We start from the raw sequence: 19314 nt of genomic DNA on the forward strand, positions 1-19314 counted from the left end.
TCCGCCAATCCACTACTATCTTCATCAGAAGTGGAAAACAAGGCGGACATGGGCGAAGCGTTTGTATGGCGTAGTCCGGCCGGAATCTGGCTGGGGATGAATCAGAGTGCACCCGTTGGGCAACCCCAGCGGGTGGAACGCTATGCCGGGCTCACCCTGCCGCCGGGTATTCCCGTCACCCATGAAACACTGCCCCGCATTGCCCGCGATGGCCTGGACATCATCATCGGCAGGCCCGCCCGCTGCTGGGGCGCAAGTATGGGAGCCAATGAGGCCGGCGTAGCGGGCAGCGTCATCCGGGCGGACAATCGTTGGCATTTCCGTTCGTCGCTGCTCAAGGAAGACCTGCTCCGGCTCGCCCTCATGCAGGCGACTTCCGCCAAGGCTGCCGTCGGACTCGTGAGTCTCTATGTGGAGCGCTTTGCCCGCAGTGGCCGGCGGAGCATGGAGCCGGCCGTCTTTACCTTCGCGGACGGGGAGGCCATCTGGGTGATGGAGACCCGGGGCCGGGCCTGGTGGGCTCAGTCCGTGGGGCATTTTACCGCACTGACCGGTGCGCCGGCCTGGTCAGGCGACGCGAGGCTGCACTCGGCCAACGCCGACGAGGCGTCCCGGCCAGCGTGTCTGCCCGCAGCCATGGAGCGTCGTCAGCGCGCACTGGCCAGGGGGCTGGCCCATGTCATCAATCACCATGAAACGGGTGACTTCACGCTTCTGGCCAACATCCTGCGCGGAGACATCTCCGAACACTGGCAGCACCAGGACGATGCCATCTGTCGCCATGGCAGCCTGTGGCACCGGGAAACGGCCAACTCGTTTCTCGCATTGCTCACACCCGGCGAACGCCCTCAACTCTGGTTCACCGGATCCAGCCGGCCCTGCATCTCGTTGTTCAAGCCTGTCAGCTGGGATGCGGAACCCTGGTTCAGCCGCCACATGCACTTCTGGGAAAACTGGCGCAAGGCGGTCAGGCTGGCTCAGCGCTCGCCCGTGATCCGGGAACGGCTGATCCGGCTCCATGCAGAACTGGAAGGCCAGTGGCCCCGGTTCCTGCAGGAGGATATCAACGTGGTGATCCGGCTTGAGCAGTGGTGGAATGCGGTGATCCAGATCCTGAAACAGGCGCCGTAGTACCGGAATACTACCCGCCTGCTGTTTCCGGAGCGTAGGCTGTGTTGGCTCACACAACAAGGAGAAAGATCATGAGCCAGCACATTCTGATTCTCACCGGTGACTACGCCGAAGATTATGAACTGATGGTGCCCTTTCAGGCGCTGCAGGCCTGTGGCTACCGGGTGACGGCCGTGTGCCCCGACAAAAAGTCCGGTGACACCGTCATGACGGCTATCCATGACTTTGAAGGTGCCCAGACCTATTCCGAAAAACCCGGCCACCGCTTTACCCTCAATGGGGACTTCGACCGCGCAGACGAACCGGAATTTGACGCACTGCTGCTGCCGGGCGGACGCGCTCCCGAGTATCTGCGGCTGAACCCCGTCGTGTTGTCCAGGGTTCAGGCATTTGCCCGGGCCGGCAAACCCATTGCAGCCATCTGTCATGGTGCCCAGATTCTGACGGCGGCGGATGTCATCCGTGGCCGGCGCATTTCAGCCTATCCGGCCTGTGCGCCGGAGGTGCAGCAGGCCGGTGCAGAGTATGCACAGATCGGGATCGACGAAGCCGTGACCGATGGTCAGTTCGTCACTGCGCCCGCCTGGCCGGCACACCCCGCGTGGCTCGCCCAGTTCATGGCACTGCTGCGTCAGCGGGCGTAACGGGCAGCGTGTCCGGGGGCTGGCGACCCGCCCAGCAGGTGCAGATGACCCGCAGCAGCGAGGCAAAGTTGTCCGGCTCCCGGCCTTCATCCAGTATTTCGTCGTAAAGCTCGGTGATGAAGCGGGGTGTGGTGTACCCCTGAGCTTCGGCGATACGGTCGAGAATCTGCCAGTAGAGCATTTCCAGCGCAATGCTGGTGACATGGCCGTGGATGCGAAGGGAGCGACGCTCCCGCCGGTAAAGACGTTCGGGTGTGGATGAATAAATATGACACATGAGACACCTCCCTGTGCCAGCATGCGCCCCTTGTTCCGATTCCGAAATCAGACTTTGGTGGGAAGGTGCTGCTGAACCCATTGCATCAGCTGCGGTTCAGGCAGTGCACCGGCAATCCGGGCCACTTCACGTCCCTTGTGGAAGAGGGCAAGTGTCGGAATGCTGCGAATGCCGAGCCGGGCTGAAAGGGCCTGGGCCGTTTCGGTGTTGACCTTCGCCAGCCGTACCCTTGGTTCGAGCTTGCCCGCGGCCGCTGAGAATATCGGCGCAAACATGCGGCACGGCCCGCACCATGAGGCCCAGAAATCCACCAGAACGGGCAGATCCTGTTCCTGCACGAAGCGGTCGAAACGTGCTTCCGTCAGTTCGACCGGCTGCCCGGCAAAGAGCGGTTGTTTGCATTGTCCGCACTTGGGGCCGTCACCGAGCCGGCTGGCAGGCACCCGGTTCCTGGCGTCACAGTGTGGACAGATGATCATCAGGTTGTCAGTCATGAGTGTGCATCCCCGTCAGGTTCAGATGTATACCTATATGGGGATGCAATTATAAAAGCCAAGCCCTGGTCAGCGCTGATACACATAGGTGCCCGGCGCATCACAGATGGGCGGATAGCCGGCTTCCGTGTTGCCCAGGGGCGGAGGTGCCACCCTCTTGCTGTCGCTGTGGCGGGCAATCCAGTCCTGCCAAGCCAGCCACCAGGACCCCTCGTGCCGTTCCGCAATGGTTTTCCACTCTTCCGGACTGTAGGTGCGGTCCCCACTGTGACGTGTATGAATCAGGTAATCCCGGTTGGGGTGGCCCGGTTCGCTGATGATGCCGGCGTTGTGTCCGCCCTTGGCAAGACAGAACGTCACCTCCGGTGAACTGGTCAGACGACGGATCTTGAACACGCTGGGCCAGGGGGCCACGTGATCCTTGGTGGCACCGACTGCGAAGATGGGCAGACGCAGGTCACGCAGGAAAATGGGCCGTCCGTCCACATCGTAGCGGCCTTCTGCCAGATCATTGTTCAGAAACAGCCGGCGCAGATACTGGCTGTGCATGGTGTAGGGCATGCGCGTGCTGTCGGCGTTCCAGGCCATCAGGTCGTTGAGTTGCGGGCGCTCTCCCTTCATGTACTCGTTGATGAGGCGTGACCAGAGCAAGTCCTTGGATCGCAGCATCATGAAGGCGCCGGACATCTGTTTGGCATCCAGATAGCCCTGTTCCCACATGATGTCTTCCAGGAAGGTGAGCTGACTCTCGTTGATGAAGAGCATCAGCTCGCCGGCTTCCTTGAAGTCGGTCTGTGCGGCGATCAGCGTCATCGTGGCGAGACGCTCGTCCCGCTCCCGGGCCATGGTGGCCGCGGCGATACTGAGCATGGTACCGCCCAGACAGTAACCTGCAGCGTGAATCTTGCGGTCGGGCACGATGGCATTGATGGCCTTGATCGCATCCATCACGCCCATTTCCCGATAATCGTCCATGGAAAGATCCCGGTCATCCGGGCCCGGATTGAACCAGGAGATCATGAACACCGTATGCCCCTGCTCCACCAGCCACCGCACCAGGGAATTGTGTGGCGAGAGATCCAAAATGTAGTATTTCATGATCCAGGCGGGCACGATCAGAATGGGCTCCGCGAACACCTTGTCCGTGGCCGGACTGTACTGAATCAATTCCATGATCCGGTTGCGGTAGACCACCTTGCCCGGTGTGACGGCCAGATTTTCGCCCACCTTGTAGGCTTCGGCCCCGACCGGCGGTTCATTGTTGATCGTCCGGCGCACGTCTTCCAGCCAGTTCTGGAAACCCTGAACGAAATTGCGCCCTCCGGTCTTGCGGACGGTTTCGATCACCTCCGGGTTGAGCCAGGGCAGGTTGGTGGGGGAAAACATGTCGAGTATCTGGCGTGCGCCGAACTCCACCATGTTCTCGTTCCGCGGGGAAACCCCGGGAATCCGGGTCGTGGCATAGTGCCACCACTGTTCCTGCATCAGGAACATCTGCTGAATCAGGCTGAAGGGCAGCTTCTGCCAGTCGGGATGACGAAACCGGTAGTCCTGCGGCAACGGGGTGTAGGGTGGTTTGACGTCCTTGCCGGACAGACGGCTGAAACCGTACAGGGAAACCCGGCCGAGGCTGCGCATCGCATTCTCTGCCAGCTCGACCTGCTTGCCCGGCGCGCAGGCGGCGTGGCTGGCCCAATCCTGCCAGGCCTGATACAGGGCGATGGGAGACATGCCGCCGGTCAGTTTGCCGAGTGAGGCATGAACCAGACGGTCAATGGCGCGGGAGCTTTGGCTGATGGTGTCGGCTTGCATAGGGGTCTCCTTGGGGAAATGTACGGGGTATCCGATACCCTCCAGCCGGTACGGCATGCGCTGGAGACGATCACAGTCTACCGCGATTGCATGGCAGACACACTACGGCTTTGGGCAAATGCCGGTTAAATCTGCTTCAGGTCAACTGTTGCGGTCCGGTGTGCGCAAGGCGGGCAGAATGCGCAGAACAGCAAAGGCCAGGACGCTGAACAGGACGATGGCCGGGCCGGCCGGCCAGTCGCCGAACCAGGCTGCCGAGAGACCCAGGCAGACGGACACCATGCCGGTGAGGCTGGCGTGCAGGGCCATGCGTTCCGGAGTCCGGCTCACCGGGCGGGCTGCGGCGGCCGGAATGATGAGCAGTGCCGTGATGAGCAGGACACCGACGACCTTGATGGCAGAGGCGATGACGGCGGAGAGCAGCAGTGTGAACAGGGTGCGGACCCGTCCGGTTGCTATGCCTTCCACCTGTGCCAGATCCGCGTGCAGGGTCAGCATCACCAGATCTCTCCAGAACCGAGAGAGGAGGATCAGGGTGAGTGCGGCCACCACGGCTGCAAAGATCACATCTGCTGGACCGGCAGTCAGAATATCGCCAAGCAGGAACGCTTCAAGGCTGACGCCGGGCTGCGGGTTCAGACTGATGGCAATGAGTCCGGCAGCCAGCGTGCCATGGGCGAGAATGCCCAGAACCGTGTCCGCAGCCAGTTGCCGTTGCTTCTCGAGCATGGTGAGCAACAGGCCAACGGCGGTGGAGACAGTGACCACGGTCCAGGTGGGGGAGACCTGGAGAATCAGACCCAAGGCAACTCCAAGCAGGCTGGCATGGGCGAGGGTGTCGCCGAAGTAGGCCATGCGCCGCCAGACCACGAAACAACCCAGGGGGCCGGTCACCAGCGCCAGCAGCAATCCGGTGGCCAGTGCATACAGGATGAAGCTCATGGCAGGGGCGCCTCCGATGTATCGGTATCCGGATCGCAGGCCTTGTGGTGCTTGTGGTCGTGGCGGAACAGAGCATAGCGATGGCCCTGTGCGCCGAAGAGTGCGTTGAAATTCGGATTGCCCACCAGGCTGTGCGGCTGACCGCTGCAGCAGATATGGCCGTTCAGGCAGATCACCTCGCTGGTGGATGACATGACCCAGTGCAGGTCATGGGAAATGAGCAGCACACCGCAGCCGAGCCGGCTGACCGCCTCCTCGACCAGTTCGTAGAGCAGGGTCTGGCCGGCCATGTCCACGCCCTGGGCCGGTTCGTCCAGCACCAGCAGTTCGGGTTGCCGTCTCAGGGCCCGGGCCAGCAGGACCTTCTGCAGCTGACCGCCGGACAGTGCACTGAGATCGTGGCGCGCCAGTGCATCCAGGTGCAGGGGAGCCAGCATCCGGTCAAGGTCGGGTCGGGAAGGGCAGTCCGACAGGAACCGGTCCACCGTCAGTGGCAGGGTGGAATCCACGTGAAAGCGCTGAGGGACGTAGCCCAGCCTGAGACCCGGCTTGCGTACCACACGACCGTGGCACGGGGACAGAAGTCCGAGTACCACGCGTGCCAGCGTCGATTTGCCCGCCCCGTTGGGGCCGATGACCGTGGTGATGCGTCCGGGCAGCAGCTCCAGATGGATGTGCTGCAGTATCGTCTTGCCGGACAACCGCACGCAGACGTCAGAAAGCTGGATCAGGGGCGGTGTCATGGGGTGGCCGCATCCCGGCAGGCCCGGCAGATGCCGGTGATTTCCAGCGTCGCGTGCGAGACATCGTAGCCCTCCTCACGGCTGGCCTGAGCCATGGCCCGTTCCAGCGCATCGGACTGAATCTCGCGTGCACTCTGACAATGGCTGCAGATCAGAAAACACCCCCGGTGGGGCTGTTCCGGCTCGCAACACCCCATGTAGGCGTTGATGCTCGCCAGCTTGTGCACCAGGCCGTGCTGAACCAGAAAATCGAGCGAGCGGTATACGGTGGGCGGTGCCGTTTTCTGACCGGCCTGATTCATGGCTTCGATCAGATCATAGGCACGGACGGGATCATGGGAGGCCCAGACCCGCCTGAGAATGTCGCGCCGCAGGGGGGTCAGGCGTGCACCGCGGGCACGGCAAAGGTCCTCCGCACGGGACAGCGCGGAGGTAATGCAGTGTTCATGATCCGGTGCATCACAGCCTGTGGTCATGGGTTACAGTATAACATAACCAAAAGGCCGCTTCAGTGCATCGCCATGACGTCAGCCGTGATGCGCTCCAGGTACTCGATATCCGGGATGTGCAGAGTCTGGTCCTCGAACAGCACCAGTGCCTTGTCTGCCGGACCGGTCGGGCCGTCTTCGACCGGTTTCAGGTCGGACTCGATGACCCGTGCCAGCCGCGGCAGACCCTGGGTGACAAAACCGATGAAGGGGATGCGCTCATGGTTGGGGCCGATCGTGTTGAGGATGGCGATCCGCTTGTCGCCTTCGCCCATGTTTTGCTGATTGGCACCTTCCCAGGAGATGACCGGTATCCGCGTGCCGCGCCAGCGGATATAACCGAGGAACCATTCCGGGGTGCCGGGGATGGCCTCCGGCTCCTGGTAGTCCGTCACCTCGGCCACGGCCGTATTGGGCAGTAGCAGGGTGGCATCGGTGACCGGTATTCTCAGGCATGCAATCTGTGCCGGCTGTGTCATGGTATCTCCTTCAGGTCAGGCCAGGCCCCTCAGGCGCCTGTCACGAATTTCGGATTCAATGATGCGTACAAGTTCGGCCGCCAGGGCTTCCGGGGGCCCACGGAAGCTGACGGCCCCCGTGTCTGCCACGGCATCGGGCATGGAGGCGCTGGCGCAACTGGCGCTGTCCTGGGCCCAGATGTGCGAGCCGTAAGCACGCATCATGGGGGCGGCAACGGCGCCGTCGTTGCCCATGCCGCTGAACAGGATGGCATGAGCGCGATGCCCGTAGTAGTTGGCAATGTTCAGCATGACCTGGTCAATGGACGGCCCGTAGGGTCCCGGCCAGGGCGTATCACGGAAAACAAAGCAGCCTTCTTCATCCAGCACGACTTCCCGGTCTACCGGCATCAGGGCCACGCGACCGTTTTCAAGCCGCATCCCCGGTTTGGCCTCGAACAGCTCGAAGGCCGAATGGCGACCGAGCACCCGGGTCAGTACGCTGACCCCGGCCGCGTCGATATGCTGGGCATAGACGAACGCCACCGGCAGCCCCTTGGGCAGGGCATCCAGAAAAGCCTTGACCGCCTGAGGCCCGCCAAGGGAAGCGCCGAGAATCCAGACGCGATCCACCGTGCTGCCCGGCAGAGCCGTGGGGATGGTTTCCGGCAGGCTTCGCGGAACAGTGTGTGCCTCTGCGGAAGGCTGCATCGCCCACTGGCTCAGGTTTTCCCCGTGCTCCGCAAGCGGTTCGATGATGCCCACCAGGTCGCGCAGCTTGGTATACAGCCGGCGCTCCCAGCGCGGGTACTCGGGGCTGTGGCGGGGTGGCGCCTCACCCATGCCGAACAGGATGGGGGCGTCGGTCGCCTCGATGAGACGGTCGATGGACTCGGACCACTGTTCCTCGTCGGCCAGGTCAACCACCCAGGCTTCCGCCTCGCCGGCCTGACGCAGCAGGCCTTCGTTGAGACGCGACGGGTCACAGTTGAGCCAGATGCCGAATCCGTAGCCGCGCAGGGCATGTGCCAGCACATGCCGCTGCAGCGGACAATCGGAGACGATCCCAATCTTGCGCGTGTCCACCTTGGCTCCGGCGTCAGGTATCGGTCAGGCGCTGGATGGTCTCCAGAAGATTGGCTTCCTGGAAGGGCTTGCCCATGTATTCATTCACACCAATGGACAGGGCGCGTTCGCGGTGCTTCTGGCCCGTCCGGGAGGTGATCATGATGATGGGCACATCCTTGAGCCGGTCGTCGTGGCGAACCAGCGACGCCACCTCGAAACCATCCATTCGCGGCATTTCGATATCCAGCAGGATGACATCGGGGATGACATCCTGGAGCTGGGCGATGGCATCCACCCCATCCTTCGCGGTCAGCACCTCCATGCCATGGCGACTGAGCAGGCGTGAGGTGACCTTGCGCACGGTGATGGAATCGTCCACGACCATGACCGTGGTGGGACGCTCCTCGCGACGCTTGCCCGACACCTCGGAGGCGGACTCGTCAACAATATGACCGGTGATATTGGCGCGAACCATGGCCGGCAGGTCGAGAATGACCACCACGGAGCCGTCACCCAGGATGGTGGCACCGGATACGCCGCGCACGCCGGCAAATTGCGGCCCCAGGCTCTTGACCACGATTTCACGTGAACCCATGAGGGCATCCACCTGCAGCGCCAGCGGTTCGTCGCCGCCGCGTACCAGAATTACCGGCAGCGGCAGGGGAGAGCCCTGGAGCTTGGGATTGTGCTCCGCATTCAGCATGGTGCCCAGGTAGCGCAGGCGGTATTTCTTGCCGGCGTATTCGTACAGGGGCGCATCCGGCTTGTAATACTCCTCCAGCTCGTAGGGGCTGACGCGGACGATACCTTCGATGGTGTTGAGCGGAATGGCGTAGTAGTCTTCGCCCGTGGACACCATCAGCGCCCGGTTGACGGATACGGTGAACGGCAGGTTGACCACAAAGCGGGTGCCCTTGCCACGGGTGGAATCAATACTGACGCGACCACCGAGCTGCTTGATTTCACTGGCCACCACGTCCATGCCCACGCCGCGACCGGAAATCTGGGTCACCTTCTTGGCGGTACTGAAGCCGCTCTGGAAGATGAACTGCAACACGTCGCGGTCGGAAATGCGCGTATCCCTGCGGATCAGGCCCTGCTTGATGGCCTTCTCCCGGACAGCCTGGACGTTGATACCGGCACCATCATCCGCGACGGTCAGAACGACGTCACCCCCTTCGCGGGCCACGGACAGCTCGATGGTGCCCGTCTCAGGCTTGCCGGCCGCCTTGCGCTCTTCGGGCATTTCGATACCGTGGTCCACCGCATTGCGCAGCATGTGTTCAAGCGGTGCCACCATGCGCTCCAGCACGGTACGGTCCACCTCGCCTTCGGCGTTGTAGACGTTCAGTTGTGCCTTCTTGCCCAGTTCTCCCGCCACCTGGCGCACAATCCGGCGCAGACGCGGCACGATGGAGTTGAACGGTACCATCCGCGTCTTCATCAGACCTTCCTGCAGTTCCGTATTGATACGGGACTGCTGCAGGAGGATGGTTTCCGCATCCCGGGCCTTCTGTACCATGGTGTCACGAAGGTCCTGGAGGTCCGAGGCGGATTCGGACAGGGCGCGCGACAATTGCTGGATGGAGGAATAGCGGTCCATTTCCAGCGGGTCAAAGTCCTCGTACTCCGGGCCGCCTTCCTTCTCGAGGCGGTACAGTACCTGGGCTTCGGTTTCGATTTCCATGCGCCGCAGCTGTTCGCGCAGACGCTCAATCGTGGCTTCCATTTCCTCCAGGGTGAAGGTGAAGTCACTGATCTGCTGTTCCAGACGGCCACGGGCGATACTGGTCTCGCCGGCCAGGTTGACCAGCGTATCCAGCAACGGTGCGGAGACCCGGATCGTTTCCTGTGAAGCTGCCGCCTTCTGTGCCGGAGTGGCCTTCTGGGGTGTGGGAACCGGCGCCTTCTGGGGCATGGGTTCGTTGCGCTGCAGAGCAACCAACTGCTCACTCGGGGTGGCGGCACGCGCTTCCTGTTCCCGAGGCTGGGCCTCGGCAGGACGTGATGAGGCCGCCCCCGATGCTTCATGGAGATTGCGGACCCGGTTCACCTTGTTGCGGATGCGCTCGAGGAGCGTATCGATCTCGGCTTCGAGCGTGGCGTCCAGCTCCTGATGATGCGCATGGGCATCCTTGCAGGTGGCTTCCAGCTCCTGGGCCAGGTCGCCGATATCGGTCAGGGTGGCCAGGCGGGCGCCACCCTTGAGCGTGTGCAGTGCCCGGTGCATGACTTCGGCGTGGGCAACATGACGGCGATCGGCCTTCCAGTCTTCGAATTCGCGGGTCAGCGTGTTGAGCAGTTCACTGGCCTCTTCCACGAAGACCTGCAGGATTTCCGGATCAATATCCAGTGCCTTGGGTCGCTCCAGCTGGTCTGTGGACACATCCACGTCCAGCCGCTGCAGCTCGCCAATGAGATCGCGGGGTGTTTCGGCGTCTTCGCCTTCCTCGATCGCATCCAGCAGGCGGTTGATGTTGCGGACGCCGCGCTCGATGAGATTGACCAGCTCGTCAGTGATCAGGGGCTGGCGGGCCACGATGAGTTCGACCCGGTTGTACAGGGCATCGCAGAGCTCGGCGACGCTCTCCACCTGTGCCAGGCGTGCGCCCCCCTTGAGGGTGTGCAGCTCCCGGAGCATGGGTTCCAGCAGACTGATCTGATCTGGCAGTTCACGCCACTGGGACAGAACGTCCTGAACCACTTCCATGATGTCGCGGGCCTCATCGAGGAAGATGCCGGTGAGGTCGTCGTCCGCAGCAGCAAGGTAGCTTTCTGTCGCAGAGGTGGCCTGTGAAGGCGCTTCTGCATTGATTTCAGGTGCCGGTTCCTCGAGATCCTCCGCGGAGGGCGCTTCTTCCTGTGTCCAGGGGGATTCACCCAGATCCATGGGAGCGGCTTCCCCGGCGGTTGTGTCTGAAGTGTCTCCGACGCGCTCGCCATGAATCAGGGCCTGAATTTCAACCACCAGATCCGGTCGCGCCTTCAGTGTCTGGCGATTGGCGGTCTGCTCCACCATGGTGGCCAGGGCATCATTGCAGCGCTGCATCAGGTCACCCAGACCCTGTGTGGGCTCGAGCTGTCCTTCGGCAATACCTTCAAACAGGTTCTCGAGCTCGTGAGACAGGTCGCCGATGGGCTTCAGTTCGGCAAGCCGTGCACCGCCCTTGAGCGTGTGCACAACGCGCTGCAGCTCGGCAAAGGGTGTCTTGTCGTGGGGGGCATCCAGCCACGCCTGAAGCAGTTCGCCGGAGCGATCCACCAGCTCGATGGCTTCTTCCAGGAAGATTTCCAGCAGCTCCTCGTCGAGCTCGGCGGTGTTGATGACCTCGCCTTCAGCAGGGGCTTCGCCGGCCTCGTATCCGGCAACCGCTTCGTCTGTTGTGTCTTCACCGGCCTGATCTTCCGGTTCCGTGATCTCTTCCGCCCGGGCTGCCGGGGTATCTTCCGTGATGTCTTCCTGTGCGTCCGGAGTAACCGGCGTATCGGTTTGCGTGACAACATGGTCGTCACCCGCTGCGTCTTCAGTGACAGCCCGGTGCAGGGCAGCAATCAGGTCGGTTGCCTCTGCCGGTACGTCGCCGGCTGCGACCCGATCGACCATGACGGCCAGCGCATCGTGACTTTGCTGCGCCAGTTCAATCAGTCCGGGACGGGGCTGAAGCTGCCCTTCCACAAGCTTTTCAAAGAGTGTTTCCACCTCGTGGGCGAGGTTGCCGATGGCCGTGACTTCTGCCATGCGGGCACCCCCCTTGAGGGTATGCAGTTCACGCTGGAGAGCCTGCAGGGTTTCGGCGTTGTCGGGCTGCTCCACCCACAGTTCCAGCAATTCCGAAGTACGGTGAATGATGTCCTGGGCTTCCTCCAGGAAAATTTCCACCATTTCGGGATCCAGACCCGCATCCTGTGCGCTGTCGCCGGCCTCTTCGAGGGTCGGGATGAAGTCATCTTCTCCGACTTCCGGCAGCGGCGGCAGGTCTGCTTCAACGTCTGTTGCTTCGGTCTCTTCCGATCCGGCTTCGGTGGATGCCGCATCTTCGCCTTGCCAGGATTCCAGCGCTGAAATGAGGTCGTCGGCGGAGGCGGGCATCTCGCCGTTGGCGACGTGTTCGATCATGTCGGCCAGCGTGTCATGGGTGACGGTTGCCAGATTCAGCGCATCTTCGCGGACGCTGCACTCGCCATTGACCATACGCTCGAGGAGTGTTTCCAGCGCGTGGGCCAGATTGCCGATGGCATTGAGCTGGGCCAGGCGGGCCCCCCCTTGAGGGTATGCAGATCCCGTTGCAGAGCTTTGACGGCTTCCAGATCCTCCGGGTTGGCGGACCACTGCTGCAGGGTCTCGGAAGAGCGATCAATGATATCGCGTGCTTCCTCAAGGAAAATTTCAGTCAGTTCCGGATCAAGGGCTTCCGGAATTTCTTCCGGGGCTTCAGCGCTTTCGGCCAGGTCACCTGGCCGCTCATCGCTCTGAGCACCCATCGTGTCTGCTGCGTCAGGCACACCCGGCTCAGTCAGTACAGGGACTTCATCAGTTCCGGTATCCGCGCTCGCTTCCTCCGGTACCGGCCCTGCCAGTGCACGAAGCTGCGCCAGCAGGTCTTCATGGCGCTGTGCGGCCAGCCCGGCAGCGACCTGATCCATCATGGTCAGCAGAATTTCGTGGGCCTGGCGGAGCGTATCCGTGACACCATCTTCAGGTGTCAATTGCCCTGACTGAATGTGCTGATAGACCTGTTCGAGATGATCACAAAGCTCGGCGATGTTCTTCAGGCCTGCATGACGTGCGCCGCGGGCCAGTGTGGCAATCTCTTCCGCCAGCCGGTTGAGGTTGTCATCAATGGCCGGCTCCTTGCTCCAGGCATCCAGAATGTGTTCGGCGTCCAGCAGGATGTCCAGTCCCTCTGCCAGGAATACCGCCACGAGATGAGGATCCGTGAGCGTTGATTCCTCTGCTTCAGTTGCTGGTGCGCGCCCTTCACTGATACGGGCATGGGCTTCGGCGATGTCTGCCAGCAGCGATTCCGTACCATCCAGATTGGCCTGCGGAGTGGTATCCAGCTGGCGGATACCCCTCTCGATGATATCTGCAGCACGGGACAGCAGTCCGGCCATGTGTGTGTCGGCAGGGAGATGGCAGGCTCGTGCTTCCTTGACGTAGCGCTCCAGTGGTACAGCAACCCTGGCGATGGGATTGATGCTGGCGGTATTGGCGCTTCCCTTGAGGGTGTGCAAAGCCCGTGAAACAGCGTCGGTAATCGGCTGTGCCTGATTGGAGTTCAGGATTTCGCTGGCAAAGGCACGCAGTGTTTCCAGATGCCCGACGGTTTCCTGTCGGAAAATGTCCAGCAGTACCGGATCAGTCTCCATGTCGGCCATCTGATTGGATGGTTCGGTGATTTCAGGCGTGGCGACGTCTGCGGTCGGCTGATCCGGCGTCTCTCCCCGGGCCCAGGCGTCAGCTGCGGCCATGAGCGCTGAGGGGTCAACGGACGGCTTGCGACGATTCTCGAAATCGCTGACCAGTGTGGGCACCGTCTCCACCACCTGACGAACCAGTTCGGCAATCCCTTCATTCATGGAGATGGTGCCGTCAATGATGCGGTTCATCATGTTTTCGACGGACCAGGCCAGCTCACCCACGACACTGGCACCCACAAGACGGCCGCTGCCCTTGAGCGTATGGAAGGCGCGGCGGACTTCGGTCAGCGCTTCCTTGTTCTGGAAATCGCCAAGCAGGATGGGCAGGTAGTGACTGATGGTATCCAGGACTTCGCCGGCCTCTTCGACAAAGATCTCGATGATTTCATCATCTACCAGATCATCGTCCGATTCGGACTCTGCCTCGGCGCTGACCGGCGCAGGGCCCGTTTCCGATGCGGATTCGGCAGCATCGGCTTCCGTCTGCTCCGCGGGTCCGGTCTCTTCCAGCACAATATCATCGACAACCGGGACGGCGTCCTCCCCGGAGGGCTCTGCGGCAGTTTCCCCGGCCGTCTCGTCAGCTTGAATCCCGGAATCCGGTGCAGCTTCTGCCTGGTCGGCTGCATCATCCCCCAGCAGATCACGAGTCTGGGTCCGGGAAGCTGCCAACGCGTCGGCACGGGCCGAGAGCGGGGTCAGATCACCCACGGCCTGACCCTTGCTGAAGGCCTCGATAAGCTCGGGAAGGCGGCCGATGACCTCGTCCAGCAGGTCCAGCATCTCCGGCACGACTTTGACGGTGCCGTCAATGACACGGTTGAGCATGTTCTCAACTGACCAGGCCAGCTCGCCGATATCGGTGGCACCCACCAGACGGCCGCTGCCCTTGAGTGTGTGAAATGCGCGGCGGATTTCGGTCAGCGCGTTGTCGTTCTCCAGATCATTGCGCCATGCCGGGAAGCGTTCGTTGAGAGTTTCCAGAACTTCACCGGCTTCTTCCACGAAAATTTCGATGATTTCATCATCCACCAGGTCTTCAGTAGAAGAGACCGGCTGTGCGGAAGGTTGGTCCGCGCGCTGTTCCGCAGGGGATTCCGGGCTCTCTTCTGTCTCGACGACCTGCTGATCCGCTGTGCCTTCCAGTGCGTTGAGGCTGTCCTCGGCAACCTGAAGGATCAGGTCATTGTCCTGAGCGCCTTCAGCCATGCGTTCGAGATAGTACTCGATGCTGGTGATGGCGTCGGCCAGTGTGTCCAGCTGCGACCATTCCGGCTTGGCATCTGCGCCGAGGAGTCGGGTTTCGATGAATCTTGCTGCGCGGTCGAGCAGGGATGCAGCCTTTTCCAGAGGAATAATCTGCAGACCGCCACGGATACTTTTCAGAAGCTGGGGAACCGCCTGAATCTGGTTCTTGTCCCAGTGAGAGGCAATGTATTCGACAATGTCCGTCTTGGCCTGTTCCAGGCCGTTACGGGCTTCACGGATCACTGCCTCGTGGGCCTGGGCGACCTGCTCGCGTGGAACGGGGCTGTCGTCGGTGTGTTCGGCTTGCGGAGTCTGATGTTCATCGGCAAGGCCGGACAGGGTGGCCTCCACATACAGCAGGGCACCGGCGATATCCATGAGGACCCCGTCATCGGCCTGCTCCTGGCTACTGACGATTTCTTCCAGCAGGCGAACCTGGTCATCAATGACTTTTCGGGGACGCCCAGTCCCAGTACGGCCATGGTATTGCTGACCTGAACAAGCCCGGGTATGAGCTCTTCCAGGTCCTTGTTGTCGCGAAACTCTCCGCGGACGAACAGGTCCAGCTGATCCTTGATACGGGCCAGCTCTTCGTTAAGGGCCTGTACCACGGAGCCCATTGCGGACTTGTCGGGCCCTGCCAGTTGCTGGCGGGCCTCGTCCACTTCCTCTTCGCTCGGCAGCGCCGCGTCAAGACCATAGGCCTCCCGCAACGCCCGGGCGGCCGCAGTGTCATAGCCCGAGCGGGCAATGTAATAAAGCAGGTGCTTGACCAGATCTTCCGGCGCAGGTTGCACCAGGATGTCGATATTTTCGTCAATCAGTTTCTTGATGCGCTTGTCGAGCTGGCTCAACAGATGCTTGGTTGCCGAGCTCAGCTCAATGGCGCCATTGGCCAGGGCATCGATAAATACGGAGGCGATGGTCCAGAGCTGTCCCTGGGCCGTGTCCTTGCACAGGCGTGCCAGGCGGACCACCACCTTGTCCAGATACCCGTAATGTTCTTCCAGATTCTGTTCGCGGATGATGTTGATCAGCGCGTACTGGTACATCTGACGCAGCTTGCGCAGCTGCTGGATCACCCGGTCATCATGCAGACGCAGGTTGACCCCCTTGGGCGGGGTGACTTTCAGCGGTGCCAGATTGGGGGTGAAGAGCGAGGTATCGGAAAGCAGTCCCTCACCCCGGCTGGCCCGGAGGTCGTTGAGCAGCGGGAGCAGAACGACCGGCATGTCACGATGGCTGGACTGTAACCGCTCCAGATAGTTGGGCAGTTGCAGGATTCCGCGCATCAGGACTTCAACACACTCCTCCGGGTGGGCGACGGCATTGTTGAGCATGGCCGTGGCCAGCTTTTCCATTTCTTCGGCCAGCAATGCTGCGCCGTAGAATTCGACCATTTGCAGTGTGCCGTGAACCTGATGGAGGTAATTCAGGCAAAATCTCAGCCGGGAGCTGTCCTCCATGTTGTCGGCATAGGCTTCAAGTGCCTGCTGTGCCTGTTTCAGCGTGTCTTCAATTTCGCCTCGCACCCATTCAAGTGCGACGTAGTCATGGGAGCCCGCCATAACCTCTCCACCGGTTCGGTATTCAGTTTGCTTGCTTGATGAACGCAAGGGTATTTTCACTGGGGATGCGCTGCAGTTGCGGATGCGCCCAGTCTGTAATTTCACCCAGCCCAAGTATGAGTAACCCGCCAGGTTTCAGCCGCTCCGCGAGCCGGCTGATGATGTCCTTGCGTCGCCATCTGCGGAAATAGATCAGCAGATTCTGGCAATAAATCAGATCCATGCCGTGCATCGGTGCCTGTCGCAACTCAAGGACGTTGATGCGTGCGAAGCAGACCCGTTCACACAGCGCCGGCCTTACCCGCCATTTTCCGCCCGGAATCGCCTCGAAATAGCGATCACGGTAGTGTTCCGGCAAGTCTGCCAGCCGCCGTTCGCCATAAACGGCCTTGCGCGCCTTTTCCAGTGCCGGCGTACTGATGTCGGTACCGGTAACGCCATAGTAGCGGGCCAGCCCGACGGAACGGAGACAGTCATCAATCACCATGGCCAGCGTGTAGGGTTCTTCCCCTGTGGCACAGCCGACACTCCAGACCTCGAAGGGCGCCCGGCTGAGCTGTTCGGGCGGCCGCGTGAGGACGTAATCCCGAACCAGCTCAAGTGCCGCCGGATCCCGGTAAAAGCGGGTTTCCTGGACGGTCAGCCGGTCCACCAGAACGGCCCACTCCATCATGGCCTTGGGTCCGCTGGTCACGCACTCGTAGTAGTCTTCGTAGGAGTCGCAGCCGATTTCACGCATGCGCATGGCCAGACTGGTTTCCAGAAAGGTCTTGCGCTGCGGGCCGAGTGTCATGCCGGTCCGGTTCTCCAGCAGCGACCGCCAGCTGTCAAATTCCTCGGCAGTCATGGAGGGGAGCTTTTTCAGCTCCCAGTAACCTGATGCCATGCACTGAGACTCAGCCATGGTGATCAACCTTCAAGCCGGCGCGGAGCGGTCAGGCCGCATCCGCTTCCTTCTGATCCTGGCTTTCGTCATCGGTTTCTTCCGGCGCATTCTGTTCGGGCAGTTTGAAGCCCGCGACGGAATTCCGCAGCTGGTTGGCCAGTTCGGCCAGTTTACCGATGGACTTGGCCGTAGCCGTGGTCCCTGCGGAGGTCTGCGACGTGATCTCCTGGATGACGTTCATGGTGTTGGAGATATGGCCGGCAGACGACGACTGCTGCCTTGCCGCGTTGGAGATGTTCTGGATCAGATCGGCCAGGTTCTTCGATACGTTCTCGATTTCTTCCAGTGCTACACCGGCGTCCTGAGCCAGCCGTGCACCCCGGACCACCTCGGCGGTAGTCTGTTCCATGGAGATGACCGCCTCATTGGTGTCGGACTGGATGGTTTTGACCAGTGCTTCAATCTGCTTGGTTGCTGCTGAGGAGCGTTCTGCAAGGCGCTGAACTTCGTCCGCAACCACCGCAAAACCGCGGCCCGCGTCACCGGCCATGGAGGCCTGGATGGCGGCGTTCAGAGACAGAATGTTGGTCTGGTCGGCAATGTCGTTGATCAGAGAAACGATGTCGCCGATTTCCTGGGAAGACTCACCCAGTCGCTTGATCCGCTTGGAGGTTTCCTGAATCTGCTCGCGGATGTTGTCCATGCCGCGGATGGTGGCCTGTACGATTTCGGCACCCTTCTTGGCGATGGCAACCGAGCGCTCGGCAACCGCTGCGGACTCGGCAGCGTTGGAGGAGACCTGGTCGATGGACACGGCCATTTCGTTGATGGCCGCAGAGGCACCGGCAATTTCCTGTGCCTGGTGTTCAGAAGCGTCCGCCAGGTGCATGGCGGTGGCCTGGGTTTCCTGGGCCGCGGCAGCAACCTGTACAGCCGTTTCGTTGATGGCTGCAACCAGCTGGCGCATCTGGTCGATCGCGAAGTTGATGGAGTCGGCGATGGCACCGGTAAAGTCCTCGGTTACCGTGGCCTCCGTGGTCAGGTCACCGTCCGCCAGGTCGGCCAGTTCGTCCAGCAGTCGCAGGATCGCGTTCTGGTTCTGCTCGTTCTGGGCCGCCTCGGCCTCGAAGCGCTTGCGGGCTTCACGGTTACTGGTGTATCCGATGACACCAATCGCGGCAATGATGATCAGCAGGAGCACATAACCCATTTCGTCACTGACGAGCCGGTTTTCGGCCTGAGCCTGTACAGCCTGGTTCAGCTGGGTCAGCTCGTCGAGGAGGTCCTGGGAGGTGGTGAAGATGGTATTGGCGGCTTCGCGCACCCGGAACAGTTCGGGTGAATTGTCGAGGATGGTGTCCACATTCTGCTTGACGAAGTCGAAGAGTTCGACGACAGCCTCCAGGCCATAGATGGCATCCTCATCCTCGACCTTGGTAATGCCCATGACTTCGTTGCCCTCGAGCATGCCGTTGAGTACCCGCCCGAAGAGTTCCACGTCACGTCCGAAACGGTCCGCGGCCGTGACGGCATCCTCGCCACCGGCCAGGACCTTGTTGACAGACTGCACAATCCGCTCGGCCAGCAGTGACTGACGCTGGGCGATGGCGACCTGGTCCGCCGGCGCGCCGTTCTCGAGCAGGATCTGGACGATGTCGTCATATTCCACCTGCATCTGCGGGATGGTGTCGTTGAGGGTCTTGGCCACTTCATGAAGGGTCAGTACGGTTTCCTGTGCAGCCAGGATCTGGTCGGCACTGTCCTTCACCGTATCCCAGGATTTCTGGGCCGCCGGCATCAGTTCGAGTTCGAGCGGCGGCAGGTCCTGATTGGGATCACCCTTGCTCAGATAGTTCCAGAGGCGCTGGTATTCGTCCCGCGAGCGCTTCAGCTGTTCGAAGGCGTCTGCCTTGCCGTCCGCAGCCTCTGCGGCGTTTTTCGCAATTTCCTGCGAAAGTACACGCAGTTCACTGGCATAACTGATCTGCAGTTTGTCGCGCGCTGCGTCACGGTTTACCGTGTACAGTACATACAGCAGTGCGACAACCGCTGCTGCGACCACAAAGTACATGGCCATCTGCAGAGGATTGGTTCTCTGCTCAGCTTTGCTTTTGCCTGTTGGTTTCATGGTTGG

At 61.4% G+C, this 19314-nt stretch carries 14 protein-coding genes and 1 pseudogene; 2 read left to right on the plus strand and 13 right to left on the minus strand.

Annotated features, from left to right (window positions below; translation table 11 throughout):
* Window positions 1–48: 48 nt before the first annotated feature.
* Together AAIA72_RS13095 and AAIA72_RS13100 are read left to right on the plus strand one after the other, a co-directional pair.
* Window positions 49–1131 carry a hypothetical protein gene (locus AAIA72_RS13095; protein WP_369600753.1) on the plus strand — a complete coding sequence of 361 codons (1083 nt, stop codon included), beginning with the start codon at window positions 49–51 and terminating at the stop codon, window positions 1129–1131.
* Between the two features lie 68 nt (window positions 1132–1199).
* Window positions 1200–1775 carry a DJ-1/PfpI family protein gene (locus AAIA72_RS13100; protein ID WP_369603007.1) on the plus strand — a complete coding sequence of 192 codons (576 nt, stop codon included), beginning with the start codon at window positions 1200–1202 and terminating at the stop codon, window positions 1773–1775.
* Here the strand turns inward: AAIA72_RS13100 and AAIA72_RS13105 are convergent.
* From AAIA72_RS13105 to AAIA72_RS13165, 13 genes and pseudogenes are all read right to left on the minus strand, one after another.
* A complete protein-coding gene (locus tag AAIA72_RS13105; RefSeq protein ID WP_369600754.1) occupies window positions 1747–2052 on the minus strand; it encodes a ribbon-helix-helix domain-containing protein in 306 nt (101 codons plus the stop codon). The two genes, AAIA72_RS13100 and AAIA72_RS13105, sit on opposite strands and share 29 nt — an antisense overlap.
* Before the next feature lie 47 nt (window positions 2053–2099).
* Window positions 2100–2546 (minus strand): thioredoxin TrxC, encoded by a 447-nt coding sequence (gene trxC, locus AAIA72_RS13110; protein ID WP_369600755.1) that lies wholly within the window; start codon window positions 2544–2546, stop codon window positions 2100–2102.
* 69 nt (window positions 2547–2615) lie between these two features.
* Window positions 2616–4358: a PHA/PHB synthase family protein gene (locus AAIA72_RS13115; RefSeq protein WP_369600756.1), complete on the minus strand. Its 1743-nt coding sequence runs from the start codon at window positions 4356–4358 to the stop codon at window positions 2616–2618.
* Window positions 4359–4499: 141 nt separating this feature from the next.
* Entirely contained in the window at window positions 4500–5300 is an 801-nt protein-coding gene (locus AAIA72_RS13120; RefSeq protein ID WP_369600757.1) for an iron chelate uptake ABC transporter family permease subunit, read from the minus strand.
* Window positions 5297–6043 (minus strand): ATP-binding cassette domain-containing protein, encoded by a 747-nt coding sequence (locus AAIA72_RS13125; RefSeq protein WP_369600758.1) that lies wholly within the window; start codon window positions 6041–6043, stop codon window positions 5297–5299. The genes AAIA72_RS13120 and AAIA72_RS13125 overlap by 4 nt, the downstream gene beginning before the upstream one ends.
* The gene (locus tag AAIA72_RS13130; RefSeq protein WP_369600759.1) at window positions 6040–6519 is read right to left on the minus strand and encodes a Fur family transcriptional regulator; all 480 of its coding nucleotides are present in this window, start codon (window positions 6517–6519) and stop codon (window positions 6040–6042) included. Before AAIA72_RS13130 ends, AAIA72_RS13125 begins: the two co-directional genes overlap by 4 nt.
* A gap of 32 nt (window positions 6520–6551) precedes the next feature.
* Window positions 6552–7010, minus strand: coding sequence for a chemotaxis protein CheW (locus tag AAIA72_RS13135; RefSeq protein ID WP_369600760.1), 459 nt, complete (start codon window positions 7008–7010; stop codon window positions 6552–6554).
* Window positions 7011–7025: 15 nt separating this feature from the next.
* Complete coding sequence (locus tag AAIA72_RS13140) at window positions 7026–8075, minus strand: chemotaxis protein CheB (RefSeq protein WP_369600761.1); 1050 nt, start codon at window positions 8073–8075, stop codon at window positions 7026–7028.
* Window positions 8076–8088: 13 nt separating this feature from the next.
* Window positions 8089–12387: an Hpt domain-containing protein gene (locus AAIA72_RS13145; RefSeq protein WP_369600762.1), complete on the minus strand. Its 4299-nt coding sequence runs from the start codon at window positions 12385–12387 to the stop codon at window positions 8089–8091.
* An 845-nt stretch (window positions 12388–13232) separates the two neighbouring features.
* Window positions 13233–14687: pseudogene (locus tag AAIA72_RS13150) on the minus strand (Hpt domain-containing protein); the annotation flags it as partial.
* Between the two features lie 278 nt (window positions 14688–14965).
* Window positions 14966–16294, minus strand: a complete 1329-nt coding sequence (locus tag AAIA72_RS13155; protein WP_369600763.1) for an Hpt domain-containing protein — start codon at window positions 16292–16294, stop codon at window positions 14966–14968.
* Between the two features lie 22 nt (window positions 16295–16316).
* Window positions 16317–17198 carry a protein-glutamate O-methyltransferase CheR gene (locus AAIA72_RS13160; protein WP_369600764.1) on the minus strand — a complete coding sequence of 294 codons (882 nt, stop codon included), beginning with the start codon at window positions 17196–17198 and terminating at the stop codon, window positions 16317–16319.
* 31 nt (window positions 17199–17229) lie between these two features.
* Entirely contained in the window at window positions 17230–19308 is a 2079-nt protein-coding gene (locus AAIA72_RS13165) for a methyl-accepting chemotaxis protein (protein ID WP_369600765.1), read from the minus strand.
* Window positions 19309–19314: the final 6 nt, after the last annotated feature.

Origin of the sequence: Thermohahella caldifontis (genome assembly GCF_041153465.1) — a bacterium.
Taxonomy (GTDB): domain Bacteria; phylum Pseudomonadota; class Gammaproteobacteria; order Pseudomonadales; family Oleiphilaceae; genus Thermohahella; species Thermohahella caldifontis.